This window comes from Stenotrophomonas sp. C9D9, from assembly GCF_056491205.1.
Genome location: NZ_JBSZIF010000006.1, coordinates 213,690 through 229,125 on the forward strand (window position 1 = coordinate 213,690; position 15,436 = coordinate 229,125).

13 protein-coding genes and 4 tRNA genes are annotated in these 15,436 nt (G+C 67.4%); 8 read left to right on the top strand and 9 right to left on the bottom strand.

Annotated elements, in window-relative coordinates; all coding sequences use genetic code 11:
• The first annotated feature begins 310 nt into the window (after positions 1-310).
• From ACXI0D_RS16465 to ACXI0D_RS16480, 4 genes are all read left to right on the top strand, one after another.
• Entirely contained in the window at positions 311-3,529 is a 3,219-nt protein-coding gene (locus ACXI0D_RS16465) for an efflux RND transporter permease subunit (protein WP_479642813.1), read from the top strand.
• Entirely contained in the window at positions 3,522-4,685 is a 1,164-nt protein-coding gene (locus ACXI0D_RS16470) for an efflux RND transporter periplasmic adaptor subunit (RefSeq protein ID WP_049443165.1), read from the top strand. The genes ACXI0D_RS16465 and ACXI0D_RS16470 overlap by 8 nt, the downstream gene beginning before the upstream one ends.
• Positions 4,672-6,066: an efflux transporter outer membrane subunit gene (locus ACXI0D_RS16475; RefSeq protein ID WP_479642814.1), complete on the top strand. Its 1,395-nt coding sequence runs from the start codon at positions 4,672-4,674 to the stop codon at positions 6,064-6,066. Before ACXI0D_RS16470 ends, ACXI0D_RS16475 begins: the two co-directional genes overlap by 14 nt.
• 77 nt (positions 6,067-6,143) lie before the next feature.
• Complete coding sequence (locus tag ACXI0D_RS16480; RefSeq protein ID WP_432592169.1) at positions 6,144-6,383, top strand: hypothetical protein; 240 nt, start codon at positions 6,144-6,146, stop codon at positions 6,381-6,383.
• A gap of 1 nt (position 6,384) precedes the next feature.
• On the opposite strand, the gene ACXI0D_RS16485 is transcribed toward ACXI0D_RS16480, so the two are convergent.
• The gene (locus tag ACXI0D_RS16485) at positions 6,385-6,675 is read right to left on the bottom strand and encodes a putative quinol monooxygenase (RefSeq protein WP_135967278.1); all 291 of its coding nucleotides are present in this window, start codon (positions 6,673-6,675) and stop codon (positions 6,385-6,387) included.
• A gap of 62 nt (positions 6,676-6,737) precedes the next feature.
• The gene (locus tag ACXI0D_RS16490; protein WP_101765697.1) at positions 6,738-7,826 is read right to left on the bottom strand and encodes a DUF5694 domain-containing protein; all 1,089 of its coding nucleotides are present in this window, start codon (positions 7,824-7,826) and stop codon (positions 6,738-6,740) included.
• A gap of 154 nt (positions 7,827-7,980) precedes the next feature.
• Here ACXI0D_RS16490 and ACXI0D_RS16495 point away from each other — a divergent pair, with 154 nt between their 5' ends.
• Positions 7,981-8,526, top strand: coding sequence for a GNAT family N-acetyltransferase (locus ACXI0D_RS16495; protein ID WP_479642815.1), 546 nt, complete (start codon positions 7,981-7,983; stop codon positions 8,524-8,526).
• Between the two features lie 254 nt (positions 8,527-8,780).
• Complete coding sequence (locus ACXI0D_RS16500) at positions 8,781-10,607, top strand: methyl-accepting chemotaxis protein (RefSeq protein WP_479642816.1); 1,827 nt, start codon at positions 8,781-8,783, stop codon at positions 10,605-10,607.
• Here the strand turns inward: ACXI0D_RS16500 and ACXI0D_RS16505 are convergent.
• The 3 genes from ACXI0D_RS16505 to ACXI0D_RS16515 all read right to left on the bottom strand — a co-directional run bounded on the left by ACXI0D_RS16505 (position 10,604) and on the right by ACXI0D_RS16515 (position 12,857).
• Positions 10,604-12,043: a GGDEF domain-containing protein gene (locus ACXI0D_RS16505; RefSeq protein ID WP_049443171.1), complete on the bottom strand. Its 1,440-nt coding sequence runs from the start codon at positions 12,041-12,043 to the stop codon at positions 10,604-10,606. The two genes, ACXI0D_RS16500 and ACXI0D_RS16505, sit on opposite strands and share 4 nt — an antisense overlap.
• A 115-nt stretch (positions 12,044-12,158) precedes the next feature.
• Positions 12,159-12,701 carry a GNAT family N-acetyltransferase gene (locus tag ACXI0D_RS16510; protein WP_049443172.1) on the bottom strand — a complete coding sequence of 181 codons (543 nt, stop codon included), beginning with the start codon at positions 12,699-12,701 and terminating at the stop codon, positions 12,159-12,161.
• A 70-nt stretch (positions 12,702-12,771) separates the two neighbouring features.
• Positions 12,772-12,857, bottom strand: a tRNA-Leu gene (locus ACXI0D_RS16515).
• A 132-nt stretch (positions 12,858-12,989) separates the two neighbouring features.
• Between ACXI0D_RS16515 and ACXI0D_RS16520 the strand changes: the two genes are divergently transcribed.
• On the top strand, positions 12,990-13,370 hold the full coding sequence (locus tag ACXI0D_RS16520; protein WP_014037597.1) for a response regulator: 381 nt from the start codon (positions 12,990-12,992) through the stop codon (positions 13,368-13,370).
• A 124-nt stretch (positions 13,371-13,494) separates the two neighbouring features.
• Here ACXI0D_RS16520 and ACXI0D_RS16525 read toward each other — a convergent pair whose 3' ends face one another.
• Positions 13,495-14,451 (bottom strand): SOS response-associated peptidase family protein, encoded by a 957-nt coding sequence (locus tag ACXI0D_RS16525; protein WP_479642817.1) that lies wholly within the window; start codon positions 14,449-14,451, stop codon positions 13,495-13,497.
• Between the two features lie 76 nt (positions 14,452-14,527).
• Here ACXI0D_RS16525 and ACXI0D_RS16530 point away from each other — a divergent pair, with 76 nt between their 5' ends.
• On the top strand, positions 14,528-14,941 hold the full coding sequence (locus ACXI0D_RS16530; protein ID WP_014037595.1) for a GNAT family N-acetyltransferase: 414 nt from the start codon (positions 14,528-14,530) through the stop codon (positions 14,939-14,941).
• Between the two features lie 140 nt (positions 14,942-15,081).
• On the opposite strand, the gene ACXI0D_RS16535 is transcribed toward ACXI0D_RS16530, so the two are convergent.
• The 3 genes from ACXI0D_RS16535 to ACXI0D_RS16545 all read right to left on the bottom strand — a co-directional run bounded on the left by ACXI0D_RS16535 (position 15,082) and on the right by ACXI0D_RS16545 (position 15,401).
• Positions 15,082-15,157: transfer RNA gene (locus ACXI0D_RS16535), tRNA-Glu, on the bottom strand.
• A 47-nt stretch (positions 15,158-15,204) separates the two neighbouring features.
• Positions 15,205-15,280 (bottom strand) — tRNA-Ala (locus ACXI0D_RS16540).
• 45 nt (positions 15,281-15,325) lie between these two features.
• Positions 15,326-15,401: transfer RNA gene (locus ACXI0D_RS16545), tRNA-Glu, on the bottom strand.
• Positions 15,402-15,436: the final 35 nt, after the last annotated feature.

Consider the following 15,436-nt stretch of genomic DNA (forward strand, 5'->3'; position numbering starts at 1 on the left):
CAGCCGCCGGAATCTGTCGAAGGCGGGGAACTGTGGGTTTGCGGGGTGTGAGCGGCATGGATGCCGCGACCAAGCCCCCATGGACGGGTTTACGGCGTCCCCGCAAACCCACAGTGCCCCGCAATCCCACGGAATGCCGCTCTGGCATTTGACGTTGCTCTGGTTTGAAGCAGGTGCAGGGCGCAGCCCTGCAACAAAACCCCTTCATGAAATATGTTTCATCTGCGGCACAGCTTTGTTTTAGCTGGCAGCGCTGATACTTGCCGACCTGCGCTGCCCGCGGTGGGCAGTGGCACCGTTGGAGAGCCGCATGCTCGGGTTGGTCAGGACCGCGCTCAACAAGCCTTACACCTTCGTGGTGATGGCCATTTTCATCTGCATCATCGGTCCGCTCAGCGCGCTGCGCACCCCCACTGACGTGTTTCCCGATATCGGCATCCCGGTTGTCGCCGTGGTCTGGCAGTACACCGGCCTGTCGCCCGATGCGATGGCCGGGCGGGTGATCTCGCCATACGAGCGTGCGCTCAGCACCACCGTCAACGACATCGCGCACATCGAATCGCAGTCGCTGGCCGGCATGGGCGTGGTGAAGGTGTTCTTCCAGCCCGGCGTGGACATCCGCACCGCCAATGCGCAGATCACCGCGATCTCGCAGACCATGGTCAAGCAGATGCCGGCCGGCATGACGCCGCCTCTGATCCTCAACTACAGCGCCTCCACCGTGCCGGTGCTGCAGATGGCGTTCTCCAGCCCGACGCTGGGTGAGTCGCAGATCCGCGATCTTGCGCAGAACACGGTGCGCCCGCCATTGACCTCGATTCCGGGCCTGGCCATTCCCGCCCCCTACGGCGGCAAGCAGCGCCAGATCACCCTCGACCTGGACCCGCAGGCGATGGCCGCCAAGGGCTTGTCGGCCCAGGACGTGGGCAACGCCCTGGCGGCGCAGAACCAGATCACCCCGGTCGGCACCGCCAAGCTGGGCAGCAACGAATTCACCGTGCTGCTCAACAACAGCCCCAACGAGATCGAAGCGCTCAATGACCTGCCGATCCGCACCGTCAATGGTGCGGTGGTCACCATCGGCCAGGTCGCCCACGTGCGCGACGGCTCGCCGCCGCAGACCAACATCGTGCGGGTCAACGGCGGCCATTCGGTGCTGATGGCCGCGTTGAAGAATGGTGATGCATCCACGCTCACGCTCGTCAGCCGCATCCGCGCGATGCTGCCGCAGATCGGGGAGTCGCTGCCGCCGTCGCTGAAGATCTCGTTGCTGGGCGATGCGTCCACCTTCGTGCGCGAATCGATCAGCAGCGTCGCCCGCGAGGGCATCATCGCCGCGCTGCTGACCAGTGTGATGATCCTGGTGTTCCTTGGCAGCTGGCGTTCGACCGTCATCATTGCCGCCTCGATCCCGCTGGCGGTGCTGTCGGCCATCGCGCTGCTGTCGGCCGCCGGGCAGACCCTCAACGTGATGACGCTGGGCGGCCTGGCGCTGGCCGTGGGCATCCTGGTCGACGATGCCACGGTCACCATCGAGAACGTCAACTGGCACCTGGAGCAGGGCAAGGGCGTGCGCGAGTCGATCCTCGATGGCGCCGCGCAGATCGTCGGCCCGGCATTCGTATCGCTGCTGTGCATCTGCATCGTGTTCGTGCCGATGTTCCTGCTTGATGGCATCGCCGGTTACCTGTTCCGGCCGATGGCGCTGGCGGTCATCTTCGCCATGGGCAGCTCCTTCGTGCTCTCGCGCACCCTGGTGCCGACCATGGCGCTGTACCTGCTGCGGCCGCACCGGGTAGAGGGCGGGGTCGGGCACCATCCCGAGGACGCGTTCCTCAACCATCACGAGGGTGATCATCCGCGGCCGCGCCGTGCACGCCTGACGGCCACGCTGGTGCGCTGGCAGCAGCGTTTCGAGGCCGGCTTCTCCGCCACCCGTGACCGCTACCACGCACTGCTCGGTCTGGCGCTGGCACATCGCGGCCGTTTCCTGATCGGCTTCATGGCCTGCGTGCTGGTGTCCTTCGCGCTGCTGCCGGCACTGGGCCAGGACTTCTTCCCGGCCACCGAAGCCAGCGCGTTGTCGCTGCACGTACGCCTGCCGCTGGGCACCCGCATCGAGGAAACCGCAGCGGCGTTCGATCGCATCGAATCGCGCATCCGCCAGGAAGTGCCGGCGCATGAGATCGACGCCATCGTCGACAACCTGGGCCTGCCAATGACCGGCATCAACATGGCCTACAGCGCCAGCGGCACCATCGGCCCGCAGGATGGCGACATCCAGGTGTCACTGAAGCCGGGCCACGGCGATGCGGCCGAGTACGCGCGGCGCCTGCGGGAGGTGTTGCCGGCCGCCTTCCCGGGCGTCAGCTTTGCGTTCCTGCCCGCCGATACCAGCAGCCAGATCCTCAACTTCGGTTCGCCGGCGCCGCTGGACGTACGCATTGCCGGGCCGGATGCCGCCGGCAACCGTGCCTATGCCCAGGAGCTGCAGCGTCGCCTGCGCCACGTGCCGGGCCTGGTCGACCTGCGCCTGCAGCAGCCTGATGGCTATCCGACCCTGAAGGTGGATGTTGACCGCCTGCGCGCCAATGGCCTGGGCATCACGGAACGCGATGTCACCAACAGCATGGTGGCGTCGCTGGCCGGCAGCGGCCAGGTTGCTCCGACGTTCTGGCTGAGCCCGAAGAATGGCATTTCCTACAGCGTGGTGGCGGCGACGCCGCAGTACCGCATGGACAGCCTGGCCGCGCTGCAGGCGCTGCCGGTGACCGGCAGCAGCGGCACGCCGCAGGTGCTGGGCGGCCTGGCTGACATCCAGCGCGGCTCGAGTTCGGCGGTGGTCACCCACTACAACGTGCAGCCCACGCTGGATCTGTACGCCAGCGTGCAGGATCGGGACCTCGGCGCGGTGGCGGCCGACGTGCAGAAGGTCATCGATGGCATGGCCGGCCGGCGCCCCCGGGGTACCGAGGTCGGCCTGCATGGGCAGATCGATGCGCTGCATGTGGCGTTCACCGGCCTCGGTTACGGCCTGCTGGCGGCGATCGTGCTGATCTACCTGCTGATCGTCATCAATTTCCAGTCCTGGACCGATCCGTTCGTCATCATCACCGCATTGCCGGCGGGCCTGGCCGGTGTGGTCTGGATGCTGTTCCTGACCCACACCACGTTGTCGGTGCCCGCGTTGACCGGCGCCATCCTGTGCATGGGCGTGGCCACGGCCAATTCGATCCTGGTAGTCAGCTTCTGCCGCGAGCGCCTGGACGAGCATGGTGACGCGGCCAAGGCCGCGCTTGAAGCAGGTTTCACCCGGTTCCGTCCGGTCTGCATGACCGCGCTGGCGATGATCCTGGGCATGCTGCCGACCGCACTGTCCACCGAACAGAACGCGCCACTGGGCCGCGCGGTGATCGGCGGCCTGCTGCTGGCGACCTGCGCCACGTTGTTGTTCGTTCCGGTGGTGTTCGCATTGGCCCACTCCCGTAAAACCCGTACTGCTCCTGCCGGAGAACCCCTGCATGTCTGAGTCTTCGCTGCCGCAGCGTTCGCTGCGCCGTCCCTTGCTCCTGGCCGCGGCTGTTGCGCTCGTCCTGGTGGCCGGTGGCCTTGCCCTGCGCGCACAGCAGGCACACGCCGTGGTCGAGTGGACCGAGCGCCAGGCGGTCCCGTCCGTGCAGGTGGTGATCGCTGGCGGGCAGGGCGCTGCAGGAACCATGACCCTGCCGGCACACCTGAGTGCCTGGACCGAGGCGCCGATCCATGCCCGCGTGGGCGGCTACCTGAAATCGTGGAGTGCCGACATCGGCCAGGCGGTCAAGGCCGGGCAGGTACTGGCGGTGATCGACAGCCCGGAACTGGACCAGCAGATCGCCCAGGCCCACGCCCACCTGCTGCAGGTACAGGCAGACGCAGCGTTGGCCAAGGTCAGCGCCGAGCGCTGGCAGGGCATGCTTGGCAGCCATTCGGTGTCGCGCCAGGAAGCCGACGAGAAGCAGGCGAATGCGGTGGCCGCACAGGCCAGCGTGGAAGCGGCCCAGGCCGACTACGCACGGCTGCAGGAGCTCGGCCGCTACCGTACGTTGCGCGCGCCCTTCGATGGCACCGTTACTTCGCGCCAGACCGACGTCGGCCAGCTGATCCGCGCCGATGACAGCGGCCGCGAGCTGTTCAACATTGCTGACACCCGCCGCTTGCGCCTGATGGTGCCGGTGCCGCAGAACAGCGCGGCCAGCATCCGCTCCGGGCTGCAAGCCACGCTGCAGGTGCCAGGCCAGGAAGGGCGCCATTTCACCGCCACGCTGCAGGGGGATTCCAGTGCGATCGATCGCAGCTCGGGCACCCTGCTGGCGCAGTTCGTCGTCGACAACGCCGACGGCGCACTGCTGCCCGGCAGCTATGCGGAAGTGACCCTGCCGCTGCAGGACGGCGGTGCCGGCGTGAGCGTGCCGGCCGAGGTGCTGATCTTCCGTGCCAAGGGTACGCAGGCGGCAGTGGTCGACGCCCAGGACATCGTGCATCTGCGCGACATCCATATCGTCAGTGATCTGGGCAGCACGTTGCGCATTGACCGCGGCTTGAAGGCGGGCGACCGGGTCATTCCCAATCCGCCCGATGCGTTGCGCGAAGGTGACCATGTGCGTGTGGTGGCCGGTGAGCAGGAGCCCGCGCATGCCCGCGGCTGAGCGTGTCGCTGCGCTTGCGCTGGCGACGCTGCTGCTGGGCGGCTGTTCGCTGGCGCCGGCCTACCAGGTGCCGTCGGTGGCGATGCCGGCGACCTACGAGCAGGTCGAGGCGGCGGTGGCCACTGCACCGATGGCACCGGCGTGGTGGCAGGCCTTTGATGACCCGGTGCTGGACCAGCTGCAGCAACAGCTGGAGCAGGCCAATCCGACGCTGGCACTGGCCGTGGCGCACTACGATGCTGCACGCGCCGCTGCGGGCGAAGTGGCATCTGCGCGCGCACCGCAGATCGGCTTCAGCACGGGCCCGGTGCGCCAGCGCCAGTCCGATGACAAGCCGCTGCGCAGCGCGACCCAGCCGGCCATCTATGACAGCAATAGCGCCACGTTTTCGCTGTCGTTCGATCTTGACCTGTGGGGGCGGCTGCGCAACGCGGCGGCCGCCGGCAGGGCGCGCGCCGATGCGAGTGGCGATGACCTGGCCGCCGCGCGGCTGAGCCTGTCGCAGCAGCTGGCCGGGCTCTACCTGCAGCTGAGGGGCGCCGAGGCACAGCAGCTGATCCTGCGCGCGAGCATCGAGGACTACCAGCAGGCGCTGGCGCTGACCGAAGACCGATTCCGTGGCGAGATCGCTTCGGAGCTGGATGTGTCCCGTGCACGGCATCAGCTGGCGAGCGCACAGGCCGATCTGGATGCGCTCGATGCGCGCCACGACCTGCTGCGGCATGCCATTGCCGAGCTGGTCGGTGCCCCCGCCACAGGCTTCGTCGTCGCCACTGCAGGCCTGCCGGCATTGCCGACGGTGCCGGCCGATCTGCCCAGCAACCTGCTGCAGCGACGGCCGGACATCGCTGCCGCCGAGCGGCGGGTATTCGCCGCCAATGCCGGCATCGGTGTGGCGCGCGCCGCGTGGTTCCCGCAGCTCAGCCTGACCGGGTTGCTGGGTGGCCAGACCTCGGGTGGCAGCGCCCTGCTGGATACGGGCAACCGTTATTGGGCACTCGGCCCGTTGGCTGCACTGCCGGTGTTCGATGGCGGCCGCCGCAAGGCTGCCAAGGCCGGGGCCGAGGCCGAATTCGATGCTGCGTCGGCGCAGTACCGGGCCACCGTGCTGGCGGCGATCCGCCAGGTGGAGGACCAGCTGACCCTGCTGCGCCAGCTCGATGCCCAGCGCGGCCACGAACAGGAAGCGGTGCAGGCCGCGCGACGTGCGGAGCAGATCGCGCACGACCGCTACACCGGCGGTGCGGTGAGCTATCTGGACGTGGTCAGCGCGCAGACCGATGCCCGCCAGGCGCAACTCGGCCTGCAGGACATCCAGAGCCGGCAGCTGCAGGCCAGTGCGGCGCTGATGGCGGCACTGGGCGGTGGCTGGTCGCGGTAGCGGCGGGAGGCGGTCTCAGCCTGTGAGAGGGCGGGGCGGAACAATCGCCACTCCCCCGGACAACAGAGCTGACGATGATGACCTGGAATCGAAACGTCGTGGCCGCCTATGCGCCGGCCATGGTCGGCTGGTGCCTGGCGCTGGCCAGCTGGTTGCGCCTGGAACAACTGCGCGACGACCTGCATGCGAAGGCGTTGCTGCCGATGCTGCACGGCGGCGTGGTGGCGTCGCTGGTGCTGACGCTGGCCTGCACGTTGGCAGCAAGCGCGGTGCTGTGGCGTGCCCGCCGGCCACCGCGCCGGACCCCCGCCGGATGATCTACAGCGCAGCGGCCTTCATCAGCACGAACCGGCAGGGTGCGCGTTGGTAGGCATTGATCTGCGGCACCAGACGCTGGAAGTGCTCGCTGGCGCAGTGGGCGTCGAGTGCGGCGTGGTCGGGCCATAGCTCGATGAAGACGAGGTGCCCGGGATCCTTCTCGTCGACGAACAGTTCGTAGCTGATGCACAGTGGCTCGCGCTGCGTGCAGGCGACCAGCTCCCGGTACAGCGGAAGGACGGTGGCCAGGGCCTCCGGGCGAATGAAGTCTTCGGCGATCACCTTCAGCATGTCGGCACCTGCAAAGCGGGCCCCGTAGGATAGTGCCGGCGTCGGGCCGGCACTATCCACCGTCAACGCAATACTTCGTCCGCCGAGACCAGCTGCACATCGTGCATCTGGTTGAGGTAGGCCTCGTAGTAGCCCTTGTGCGAGGCACCGACGATGGTCAGCATGCGGCTGCCGGGGTGCTGGCCCAGCACGTCGCGCATGTTGGCGACCATGCGCAGGTTGCGGGTTTCCCAGTAGCCGACATACATCCGGCCGAAGGCCTTGGAGGATGGCTCGACGAGCGTCGCGCCGAAGTCGCTCTGGTACGCGGCCATCGGTGCCGCCGGACTGTTGTAGTCCCGATACAGCGCGATGACGCCGCCGGGCTTGTCCAGGTCGGCCACGAGCCGTTCGTCGGCCTCCCGGCGCGCGCGCGAATGCGCATTGTTCCAGGCACCGGTGATGGCCGCGCTGGCCGCCGCTTCATCCTCAGCGGGCGTGGGGGAATCGGCTGTATGGTCGTCCACCGCCCACAGCCGTTCATGCCCTAGGCGGGCGGCGACTTCGGCGGCGATCAGGTTGGTTTCATTGCGGCGAACCATGCCTTTGTCGAGGATCTCGACCAGGGCGGGGGTCAATCCATCACCGTCTTTGCGCTCGGACGCAGGCAGGCGCAGCCACTGCACCTGCGCCGAGCCGCGTTCGCCCGCTGCCAGGAACAATGCAGCGAGCCGACGACGCTGGGCGGGCGCCGGATCCTTCGGCCAGGTTGCAAGCAGGCGCTCGACCTGGGTGTTCGCGGTGGGTACGTCCAGTCCGGTCGCAGCCTGCGCAGCGGTGGTATCGAAGCAGTAGGTGGCCACGCTCTCTGCATAGCGTGCCGGGTAGCGACGCATGAAATCGCACTGCAGGCCTGACAGGTCTTCGGTGGCGATCAGTTCGGGCTTCCAGGCGACCAGTCGCTGCAGCAACGGTTCAAGCAAGGCGGGCTTGAAGGACTTGGGCAGGCCGGACAAGTGGGTGGTGCCCAGTACCAGCACTTCGTTCGGGCGCCCGGCAGGCGGGCCCTTCAGCTGGTCGGGGTGGAAGCTGGGGCGATAGGTGGCATCGGCAGCGAGGGCGCCGCCGCTGCACAGGCCCAGGATCAGGAAACTGGCCAAGCGTGGGAACATGCGATCTCCGTGTCAGTGAGCGTCCTGCGGTTCGCTGCATGCTGGCCATTTTCATCTGCCACGAGATCTCCCGTTGGTCATGCAAACCTTTTCGGCTTGAACTGCATCGGCGTCCCGGACGAGGCTATGCCCAATGACAGCAACGACGCGCGACATGTCCCCCGACGACTGGACCATCGACAGCCGGCGGCTGCAGCTCCGGCCCTTCACGCCGGAGGACGCCGGCGAGGCGTTTGCCGCGATCACGCCGGGGCTGACCCGCTACATGGCGTTTGATCCCCCTGCGTCGGAGCAGGCTTTCGCCGCTGTCTGGTCGACGTGGTTGCCCACCATCGCCGATGGCACCGACCTTACGTTCGTGATCCGCCGACACGCGGATGGTGCGTTCCTCGGCCTGGCCGGCCTGCATCGCACCGCCGATGCGGAACCCGAACTCGGCATCTGGATCGCCGAGGCGATGCACGGGCATGGCTATGGCCGTGAAGCCGTGGCGGCGGTGCGTGCGCTCGCATCCCGGCGGCTGGACCGGGCCGCATTCTGCTACCCGGTGGCCGAGCAGAACCTGCCCAGCCGGCGCCTGGCGGAATCGCTCGGCGGCAGCCCCGTCGCGCGTGAGCAGAATGTGAAGTACACCGCGATTGTCTACCGCATCCCTGCAGCAGCATCTGAAGTTGCGACGGGCGTCGCGGAATCCGGCTAAAGCCACCGATCGCATCGCCGATATTCCCTCTGGATCCCGCTCCAGTCGCCCGCTGCAGGACCCCAGGCCGCCCCCGACGGGCGGCCCGCGCTGTGTGTTCCGCCGCTCCCTATGCCGATCGCACCCGCACCAGACGTTCTTGCCAGCCGCTCGAGGGGTGCCTGCCGGTACCTGTAGTCCCAAGCAACTGAAGTTGCCGCCGGGCATCCCGCCCGTCGGGTCGCAACCGCTTACCGGACACCGAGGATCAGACAATGCTCATTCCAGGCTTCACGGCAGGCGCGCAGGCGCCGGCCGAGCTGCATACCCGTTGGTCGCCGTGGCGTGCCCTGCTGGGCGCGCTGGCACCCCAGCACCGCACCGGCGTCGAAGCGGCGGCCGATGGCCGTACCGAACTCGAGGCGCAGGTCGCTGCGCTGCACCGGGTCCAGGCGGTCATCGAGTTCGCCCTCGACGGCACCATCCTGCAGGCCAACGACAACTTCCTGCAGGCGATGGGCTACCGGCTGGAGGAGATCCAGGGAAAGCACCATTCCCTGTTCGTCGATCCCGAGCAGGCGCGCAGCGCCGAATACCGTGACTTCTGGGCGCGGCTGGGACGTGGCGAATATGACGCTGGCCAGTACCGGCGTTTCGGCAAGGGCCAGCGCGAGATCTGGATCCAGGCCTCGTACAACCCGGTGCTGGACCGGCAGGGGCGTCCGTACAAGGTGGTCAAGTTCGCCACCGACATCACCGCGCAGAAGCTGCAGGCGGCCGACTCGGCCGGGCAGCTGGCGGCCATCGACAAGTCGCAGGCGGTGATCGAGTTCAGCATGGACGGCCGCATCCTGTCGGCCAACGACAACTTCCTGGCCGCCACCGGCTACAGCCTGGACGACGTGCGTGGCCAGCACCATTCGCTGTTCGTCGAACCCGAGCATCGCGGCAGTGCCGAGTATCGGCAGTTCTGGGAGAAGCTGGGTCGTGGCGAATACGATGCCGGCCAGTACCGGCGCCTCGGCAAGGGCGGGCGCGAGGTCTGGATCCAGGCGTCCTACAACCCGATCCTGGACCTCAACGGAAAGCCGTTCAAGGTCGTCAAGTACGCCACCGACATCACCGCGCAGGTGCATGAAAACCAGGCCATGCAGCGCGCCGTGGCGCAGACCCGTGAAGTGGTGGCGGCCGCCAAGGAGGGCGACCTGACCCGGCGCGTGGCCACCGCCGACAAGAACGGGCCGATCGCCGAGCTGTGCGAAGGCGTGAATTCGCTGGTCGAGGCGATGGCCGCGATCATCGGCCAGATCAAGTTCGCCGCCGACACCATCGCCGTCGGCGCAACCGAGATCGCGCAGGGCAACAGCGATCTGTCGCAGCGCACCGAGCAGCAGGCAGCGTCGCTGGAGGAGACCGCGGTGTCGATGAAGGGCCTGGCCGAGACCGTGCAGCGCACCGCGACCAATGCACGGCAGGCCAGCCAGCTGGCCGGTGGCGCCGCCGACGTCGCCGCGCGCGGTGGCAACGTGGTGCACGAAGTGGTCGAGACCATGGCGGTGATCAACGCGTCCTCGCGGCGCATCGTCGACATCATCGGCGTGATCGACGGCATCGCCTTCCAGACCAACATCCTTGCCTTGAACGCCGCGGTGGAAGCCGCGCGCGCGGGCGAGCACGGGCGTGGCTTCGCCGTGGTCGCCACCGAGATCCGCGAACTGTCGCAGCGCTCGGCCAGTGCCGCCAAGGAGATGAAGCAGCTGATCGATGCGTCGGTGGCCAATGTCGGCGCCGGTACTGCACAGGTTGAGAGCGCCGGCCGCACCATGGACGAGATCGTGGTCAACGTGCGCCGGGTCAGTGACCTGATGTCCGAGATCAGCACGGCCGCACAGCAGCAGAGCGACGACATCCAGCAGATGAACCATGCCGTCGATCTGATCGACCAGGGTACCCAGCAGAACGCCGCGCTGGTCGAGGAAGCCTCGGCCGCGGCGCGCAGCATGGAAGAGCAGTCAGCGCAGCTGCTGCAGACCGTGGCCAGCTTCCGCGTGCAGGGTGGGGTGGGGCACCTGCATGGCGCGACGGTGCTGCGCGCGGTCTAGGCCCGGCGGTCGGAGTGGTGCTCCCCGGCCTCGATGGCCGGGGCAGCATGCACGCAGTTGCGGCCGGCATGCTTGGCCCGGTACAGGGCCTGGTCGGCCCGATCGACCAGGCCTCGTGGGTCGGCCTGCTCATGCGCGGCCTGCCAGGCCACGCCGATGCTGATGGTCACGTGGGCCTCGGCGGCGGGCAGGGCGGCGGCTTCCACGGCGGCGCGCAGGCGCTCGCCCAGGCCCAGGGCGTGGGCGGCGTCGGGCGCGGGCAGGGCGGCGATGAACTCCTCGCCGCCGTAGCGGGCCAGTAGGTCATCACCGCGTTGCAGGCAGCCGTCGAGGATCGCGGCGACCGCCTGCAGGCGGCGATCGCCTTCCGGATGCCCGTAGGTGTCGTTGAGTCGCTTGAAGTGGTCGATGTCGATCATCAGCACCGCCAGCCCCAGGCCCTGGCGACGGGCGCGGCCGTGCGCGCTGCCGAGTGATTCATCGAAGTTGCGCCGGTTGCCCAGCCCGGTCAGCGGATCGCGCCGGGCCAGCAGCGCCAGTTCGTCGCGCTCGCGCTGGATCTGCACCTGGGTCAGCACGCTGCGCAGGGCATAGCCGAGCATGGCGCCGATGAACCCCACGGTGGCCAGGGTCGGCTGCAGGCGTGCCACCAGAAGCGCCACCATCATCAGCAGCAACGGCAGCATCAGCGGCACGCCGGCATCGACGATGCGGCGGAGGTTGCGCGGCACAGCCACCGCCGGTGGGCGATACGTGCTGCCGGCCAGCACCGCCAGCAGCACGAACAGCCCGCTGATCAGCAGGTCGCCCCAGCCACCATCGGGTACCTGCGGCTGCCAGGTATTGATGTAGAACGCCAGCAGGAAGTAGCCCAGCGCGTAGAGGGTCAACGTGCGGAAGAAGTCGCGGCGGTCGGCATTGTCCTCGGCCAGGAAGCGGATCAGCGCGAAGCAGAACACCAGGCTGTTCTGCACGTTGCTCATGGTGTGCAGGCATTGCGTCCACAATGCGGTGTTGAGGTGTGCCATCGCCCGCGTATGCACGAAGTACAGCAACCACAGCAGCGCGATGACCGCCAGGTCCACCGCACGGATGCAGCGGTTGCCGCCGCCCGGGCTGGCGGCCACGTAGGTCAGCGGAATCCGGTAGAACACGTACAGGATCAGCGACGAGGCGGTCATCTGCGCAGGGCTGAGGCCGGCCACATTGCGATACAGCAGGGCCAGCAGGGCCAGAGAGAACAGGCCAACGGCAGCGCCCAGCGTTCGCCATTTGCAGGCCGCGTGGCTGTCGCGCGCGCGTCGCACGCAGGCCAGTGCCGCCAGAAGGGGGGCGGTGATCAGCATCAGGTAGGAGCCAACCGGGTCCTGCGGTCCGATCAAGGCAATGACGAGCGTGTGCGTGACCATGAAAAACAGTGCCGCGCGCAACGTCATGCATTCCCCCGCCCCCAGATCCGGCTGGGATCACGATAGGCAGAAGTACGTGAGGCTGGCAAGAAAAGTGTGAGCCAGTTCTATTCGCAACCTTGTTGGTTGTCACATTTGCGTTTCAGCGGGGTGACACGACGCCGTTGATGTGGGCGTACATCCAGAAGTCGCGGGGCTGTCCCCGCACGTGGCGATAGGCGCGCAGCCGCCCCTCGCGCTGCATGCCGAGGCGTTCCAGCAGGGCGATCGAACGGGCATTGCTGTCCAGAACGGTGGCCTGGATGCGGACCAGCCCACAGGTGCCATGTGCCCAGTCAAGCACGGCTCGCGCTGCATGCGTGGCCAGGCCCTGTCCCTGCCAGCGCGGATCGAGGTCATAGGCGAGTTCGCCGCGGCCATGCCACGGGTCGACGCCGTTCAGGCCAACAGTGCCGATCAGCTGGTCGTCGGCGTCCACCATCGCCCAGCGCTGATCGGATGCATCAGCCAGATAGCGGGTGATCTGCTGCGCCAGCGCCCGTTCGGAAACGTCGCCCCAGCTGGTGTGCTCGATTACGCCTGGCAGCGAGAGGTAGTGGGACCAGGCGGCGGCATCGGACGCCCGCAGAGGGCGCAACCGCGCGGGCAGGGTGTCGGCAAGCGTGGGAGGAGCATGCTCGGGCATCGTCGCCAGTGTCGGTGCACAGGCCCGGGAAATGCAAAAGGCCAGGTCATGGACCTGGCCTTTGATGCAGTGGTGCCGGTGAAAGGACTCGAACCTTCATGGGGTCACCCCCGGCTGATTTTGAGTCAGCTGCGTATACCATTCCGCCACACCGGCAGGCAGCGTGCGAGTGTAACCGAGGTCGGCGGGAGATGCATAGTAGGAGGGCCTATCAGGGCGGTTCCTGTCGGCATTGGCTCCTTGGTAGCTATACTCCCAGCGTGCAATTGCCTCCAGGAGCGGTAGCTGATGACAGTGTTGCAGGACCTGAGGGTACTGGTGGTCGAGAACGACGAAATGAGTGCGGCCCTGCTGCAGATGCAGCTGGTGCATGCCGGTGCGACCGTGGTCGGGCTCGCAGCGAGCGTGTCCGAGGCCCTGCAGCTGCTGGAAAAGAGCGCCCCGGACGTGGCCCTGCTGGATTACCGGCTGGCCCGCAACGAGACCAGTGAGCCGGTGGCCGCAGCGCTTTCGGCACGTGGCATTCCGTTCGTGCTGGCCACCGGGATGCTGGCCGAGCAGCTGCCGGCACCGATGTTGGCCGGTCTGCTGCTGGTCAAGCCGTACCTGTCGGCGGATCTGTCGCGGGCGCTGGCGCGTGCGGTCGGCCGCTCCAGCGCCAAGGCCTGAGCCGTCCACTGCGGACCGGCAGGGGTATGCTGCCGGGGCCTGAATGCTCACGTCTACGATGTGCGGCGGCAACCCCGGATCCAGGAACCCCGCCCAGGCGGGGTTTTTCCATTGCACGTAGCGCTCAGCCTGCTTCCTGGTACACGTAACGGATCTCCTCGCGGTCATCGAGGATGCGGTACTGGCGCGCCAGGTCATCCGGATCGGGATTGAGCCAGGCATCGAGGTGTTCCATGCGGATCGGTACCACGCCGCGGTCATGCCCGGCAGCGGCGACGTCGCTGGGAGGGACGTCGGTGATCGTGGCAAACGACAGCAGGCGGCCTTCCGGTCCTTCCCATTCCGCCCAGAGGCACGCCAGCAGCAGGTCGCGGGGCGGATCGGGACGGAATTCGAGCACCACGTCCTGTTCCTTTTCGTCGGCATCGAGGGTGCGGCCGGCGATGGCGTGGCGTGGCACGTGCTCGTAGAACGCCTGCACCACCACCACGCCATGGCGCAGTCCGAACGCACCCCGCCAGTAACCTTCCAGACTGTCGCGCCGCGCATTGTAGGTGCCGGGGTACAGCACGTCGTTGCGCGCCGGCGTGTCCGGCAGCCGGCACTGGTAGCGCATCGGCTTGATCACGCGCTGGCCGTTCTCGCTGACCATTACCGGTGCGTAGGTGCCGGGGAAAATGCGATTGTCGCGCGGCAGCAGTTGTACCCGATGCAGGTCTTCCAGCCGGGCGTGTGCGCGCTCGATGCGGTTGCCGGCCACGCGCAGGTCATTGCGTGCCTTCTGCGTGGGCCGGGTGGCCAGCGTTGCATGGGCGATATCGCGTCGTTCGCGCTGCCCGGCCAGTTCGGCCTCCAGTGCCTGCCGCTCCAGCGCATGCCATTGCTGGATCTTCGCCACGATGTCCCGTCCCTGTTCGGTACGCGCACCGGCAAATCCGTCATCCATCGCCTTCGGGGTCTTCGGCCGCTTCTTGCCCGGATCGTGTGCGTACAGGTCGGCGAACTCCTCCAGCGACAGGATGGCACCGAACTCGCGTACCAGCTTGGCGTAGTCAGCGCGGATCAGGGCGGAATAGCACATGGGACTCTGGGGACCTGGGTCGCAACGGCTGCGACGTGGATGCGGCAGGATAGCCCGACCCATCTGGAGATGCCGCATGAATGATTCCACCTGCCAGTTCCGCGAAGCCGTGCCCACGGTCGAGGACTACTGCCGGTTGCGTGTGCTCGCAGGCCTCAGTGCCAAGAGCCCGGAAGCGGCCATGCGTGCGCTGCCCAACACCCTGTTCGGCGTGTGCGCCTACCAAGGCGCTGAACTGGTGGCGATGGGGCGTATCGTCGGCGATGGCGGCTGCCACCTGCAGGTCTGTGACATCGCGGTGCTGCCGCGGCTGCAGGGGCAGGGGCTGGGCAAGGAGGTGATGCGGCGCCTGGATGGCTGGATGCAGGCCAACCTGCCGCCATCGGCGTATGTCAGCCTGCTGGCCGATGGCGAGGCGCATCGGTTGTACGCACAGTTTGGTTTCGCGCCCACGGCACCGGCATCGATCGGGATGTATCGGCGGTTCTGAGCCGTGAGTGGGGTGAAGCCATCCACGCATGGCGTGGATCTACCCGGGCCCTGCAGTAGATCCACGCCACGCGTGGATAGGGCTTTCCCAGGAATCGCAGGCAAAGAAAAACCCCGGCCGAAGCCGGGGTTTTCAAGAATTGGCGTCCCCACGGGGATTCGAACCCCGGTCGCCACCGTGAAAGGGTGATGTCCTAGGCCTCTAGACGATGGGGACGCACGAAAACTTCAAGTTGTAGATCCTTCGACGGCCTAATGTCGAAGTGGTGGAGCCAAGCGGGATCGAACCGCTGACCTCCTGCATGCCATGCAGGCGCTCTCCCAGCTGAGCTATGGCCCCATGAAACTCCGGATGATCTGCCGGGAGCAGAGTCCATTTTGAAACTGGCGTCCCCACGGGGATTCGAACCCCGGTCGCCACCGTGAAAGGGTGATGTCCTAGGCCTCTAGACGATGGGGACGCACGAAAAACTTCAAGTTGTAGAACCTTCGACGG

Excerpts from the sequence above, each read along its gene's own strand:
- ACXI0D_RS16525 (WP_479642817.1), bottom strand. The coding sequence starts at position 14,451 with ATGTGCTATTCCGCCCTGATCCGCGCTGACTACGCCAAGCTGGTACGC.
- ACXI0D_RS16465 (WP_479642813.1), top strand. The coding sequence starts at position 311 with ATGCTCGGGTTGGTCAGGACCGCGCTCAACAAGCCTTACACCTTCGTG.
- ACXI0D_RS16520 (WP_014037597.1), top strand. The coding sequence starts at position 12,990 with ATGACAGTGTTGCAGGACCTGAGGGTACTGGTGGTCGAGAACGACGAA.
- ACXI0D_RS16510 (WP_049443172.1), bottom strand. The coding sequence starts at position 12,701 with ATGCCCGAGCATGCTCCTCCCACGCTTGCCGACACCCTGCCCGCGCGG.
- ACXI0D_RS16475 (WP_479642814.1), top strand. The coding sequence starts at position 4,672 with ATGCCCGCGGCTGAGCGTGTCGCTGCGCTTGCGCTGGCGACGCTGCTG.
- ACXI0D_RS16480 (WP_432592169.1), top strand. The coding sequence starts at position 6,144 with ATGACCTGGAATCGAAACGTCGTGGCCGCCTATGCGCCGGCCATGGTC.
- ACXI0D_RS16490 (WP_101765697.1), bottom strand. The coding sequence starts at position 7,826 with ATGTTCCCACGCTTGGCCAGTTTCCTGATCCTGGGCCTGTGCAGCGGC.
- ACXI0D_RS16485 (WP_135967278.1), bottom strand. The coding sequence starts at position 6,675 with ATGCTGAAGGTGATCGCCGAAGACTTCATTCGCCCGGAGGCCCTGGCC.
- ACXI0D_RS16470 (WP_049443165.1), top strand. The coding sequence starts at position 3,522 with ATGTCTGAGTCTTCGCTGCCGCAGCGTTCGCTGCGCCGTCCCTTGCTC.
- ACXI0D_RS16530 (WP_014037595.1), top strand. The coding sequence starts at position 14,528 with ATGAATGATTCCACCTGCCAGTTCCGCGAAGCCGTGCCCACGGTCGAG.
- ACXI0D_RS16495 (WP_479642815.1), top strand. The coding sequence starts at position 7,981 with ATGTCCCCCGACGACTGGACCATCGACAGCCGGCGGCTGCAGCTCCGG.
- ACXI0D_RS16505 (WP_049443171.1), bottom strand. The coding sequence starts at position 12,043 with ATGACGTTGCGCGCGGCACTGTTTTTCATGGTCACGCACACGCTCGTC.
- ACXI0D_RS16500 (WP_479642816.1), top strand. The coding sequence starts at position 8,781 with ATGCTCATTCCAGGCTTCACGGCAGGCGCGCAGGCGCCGGCCGAGCTG.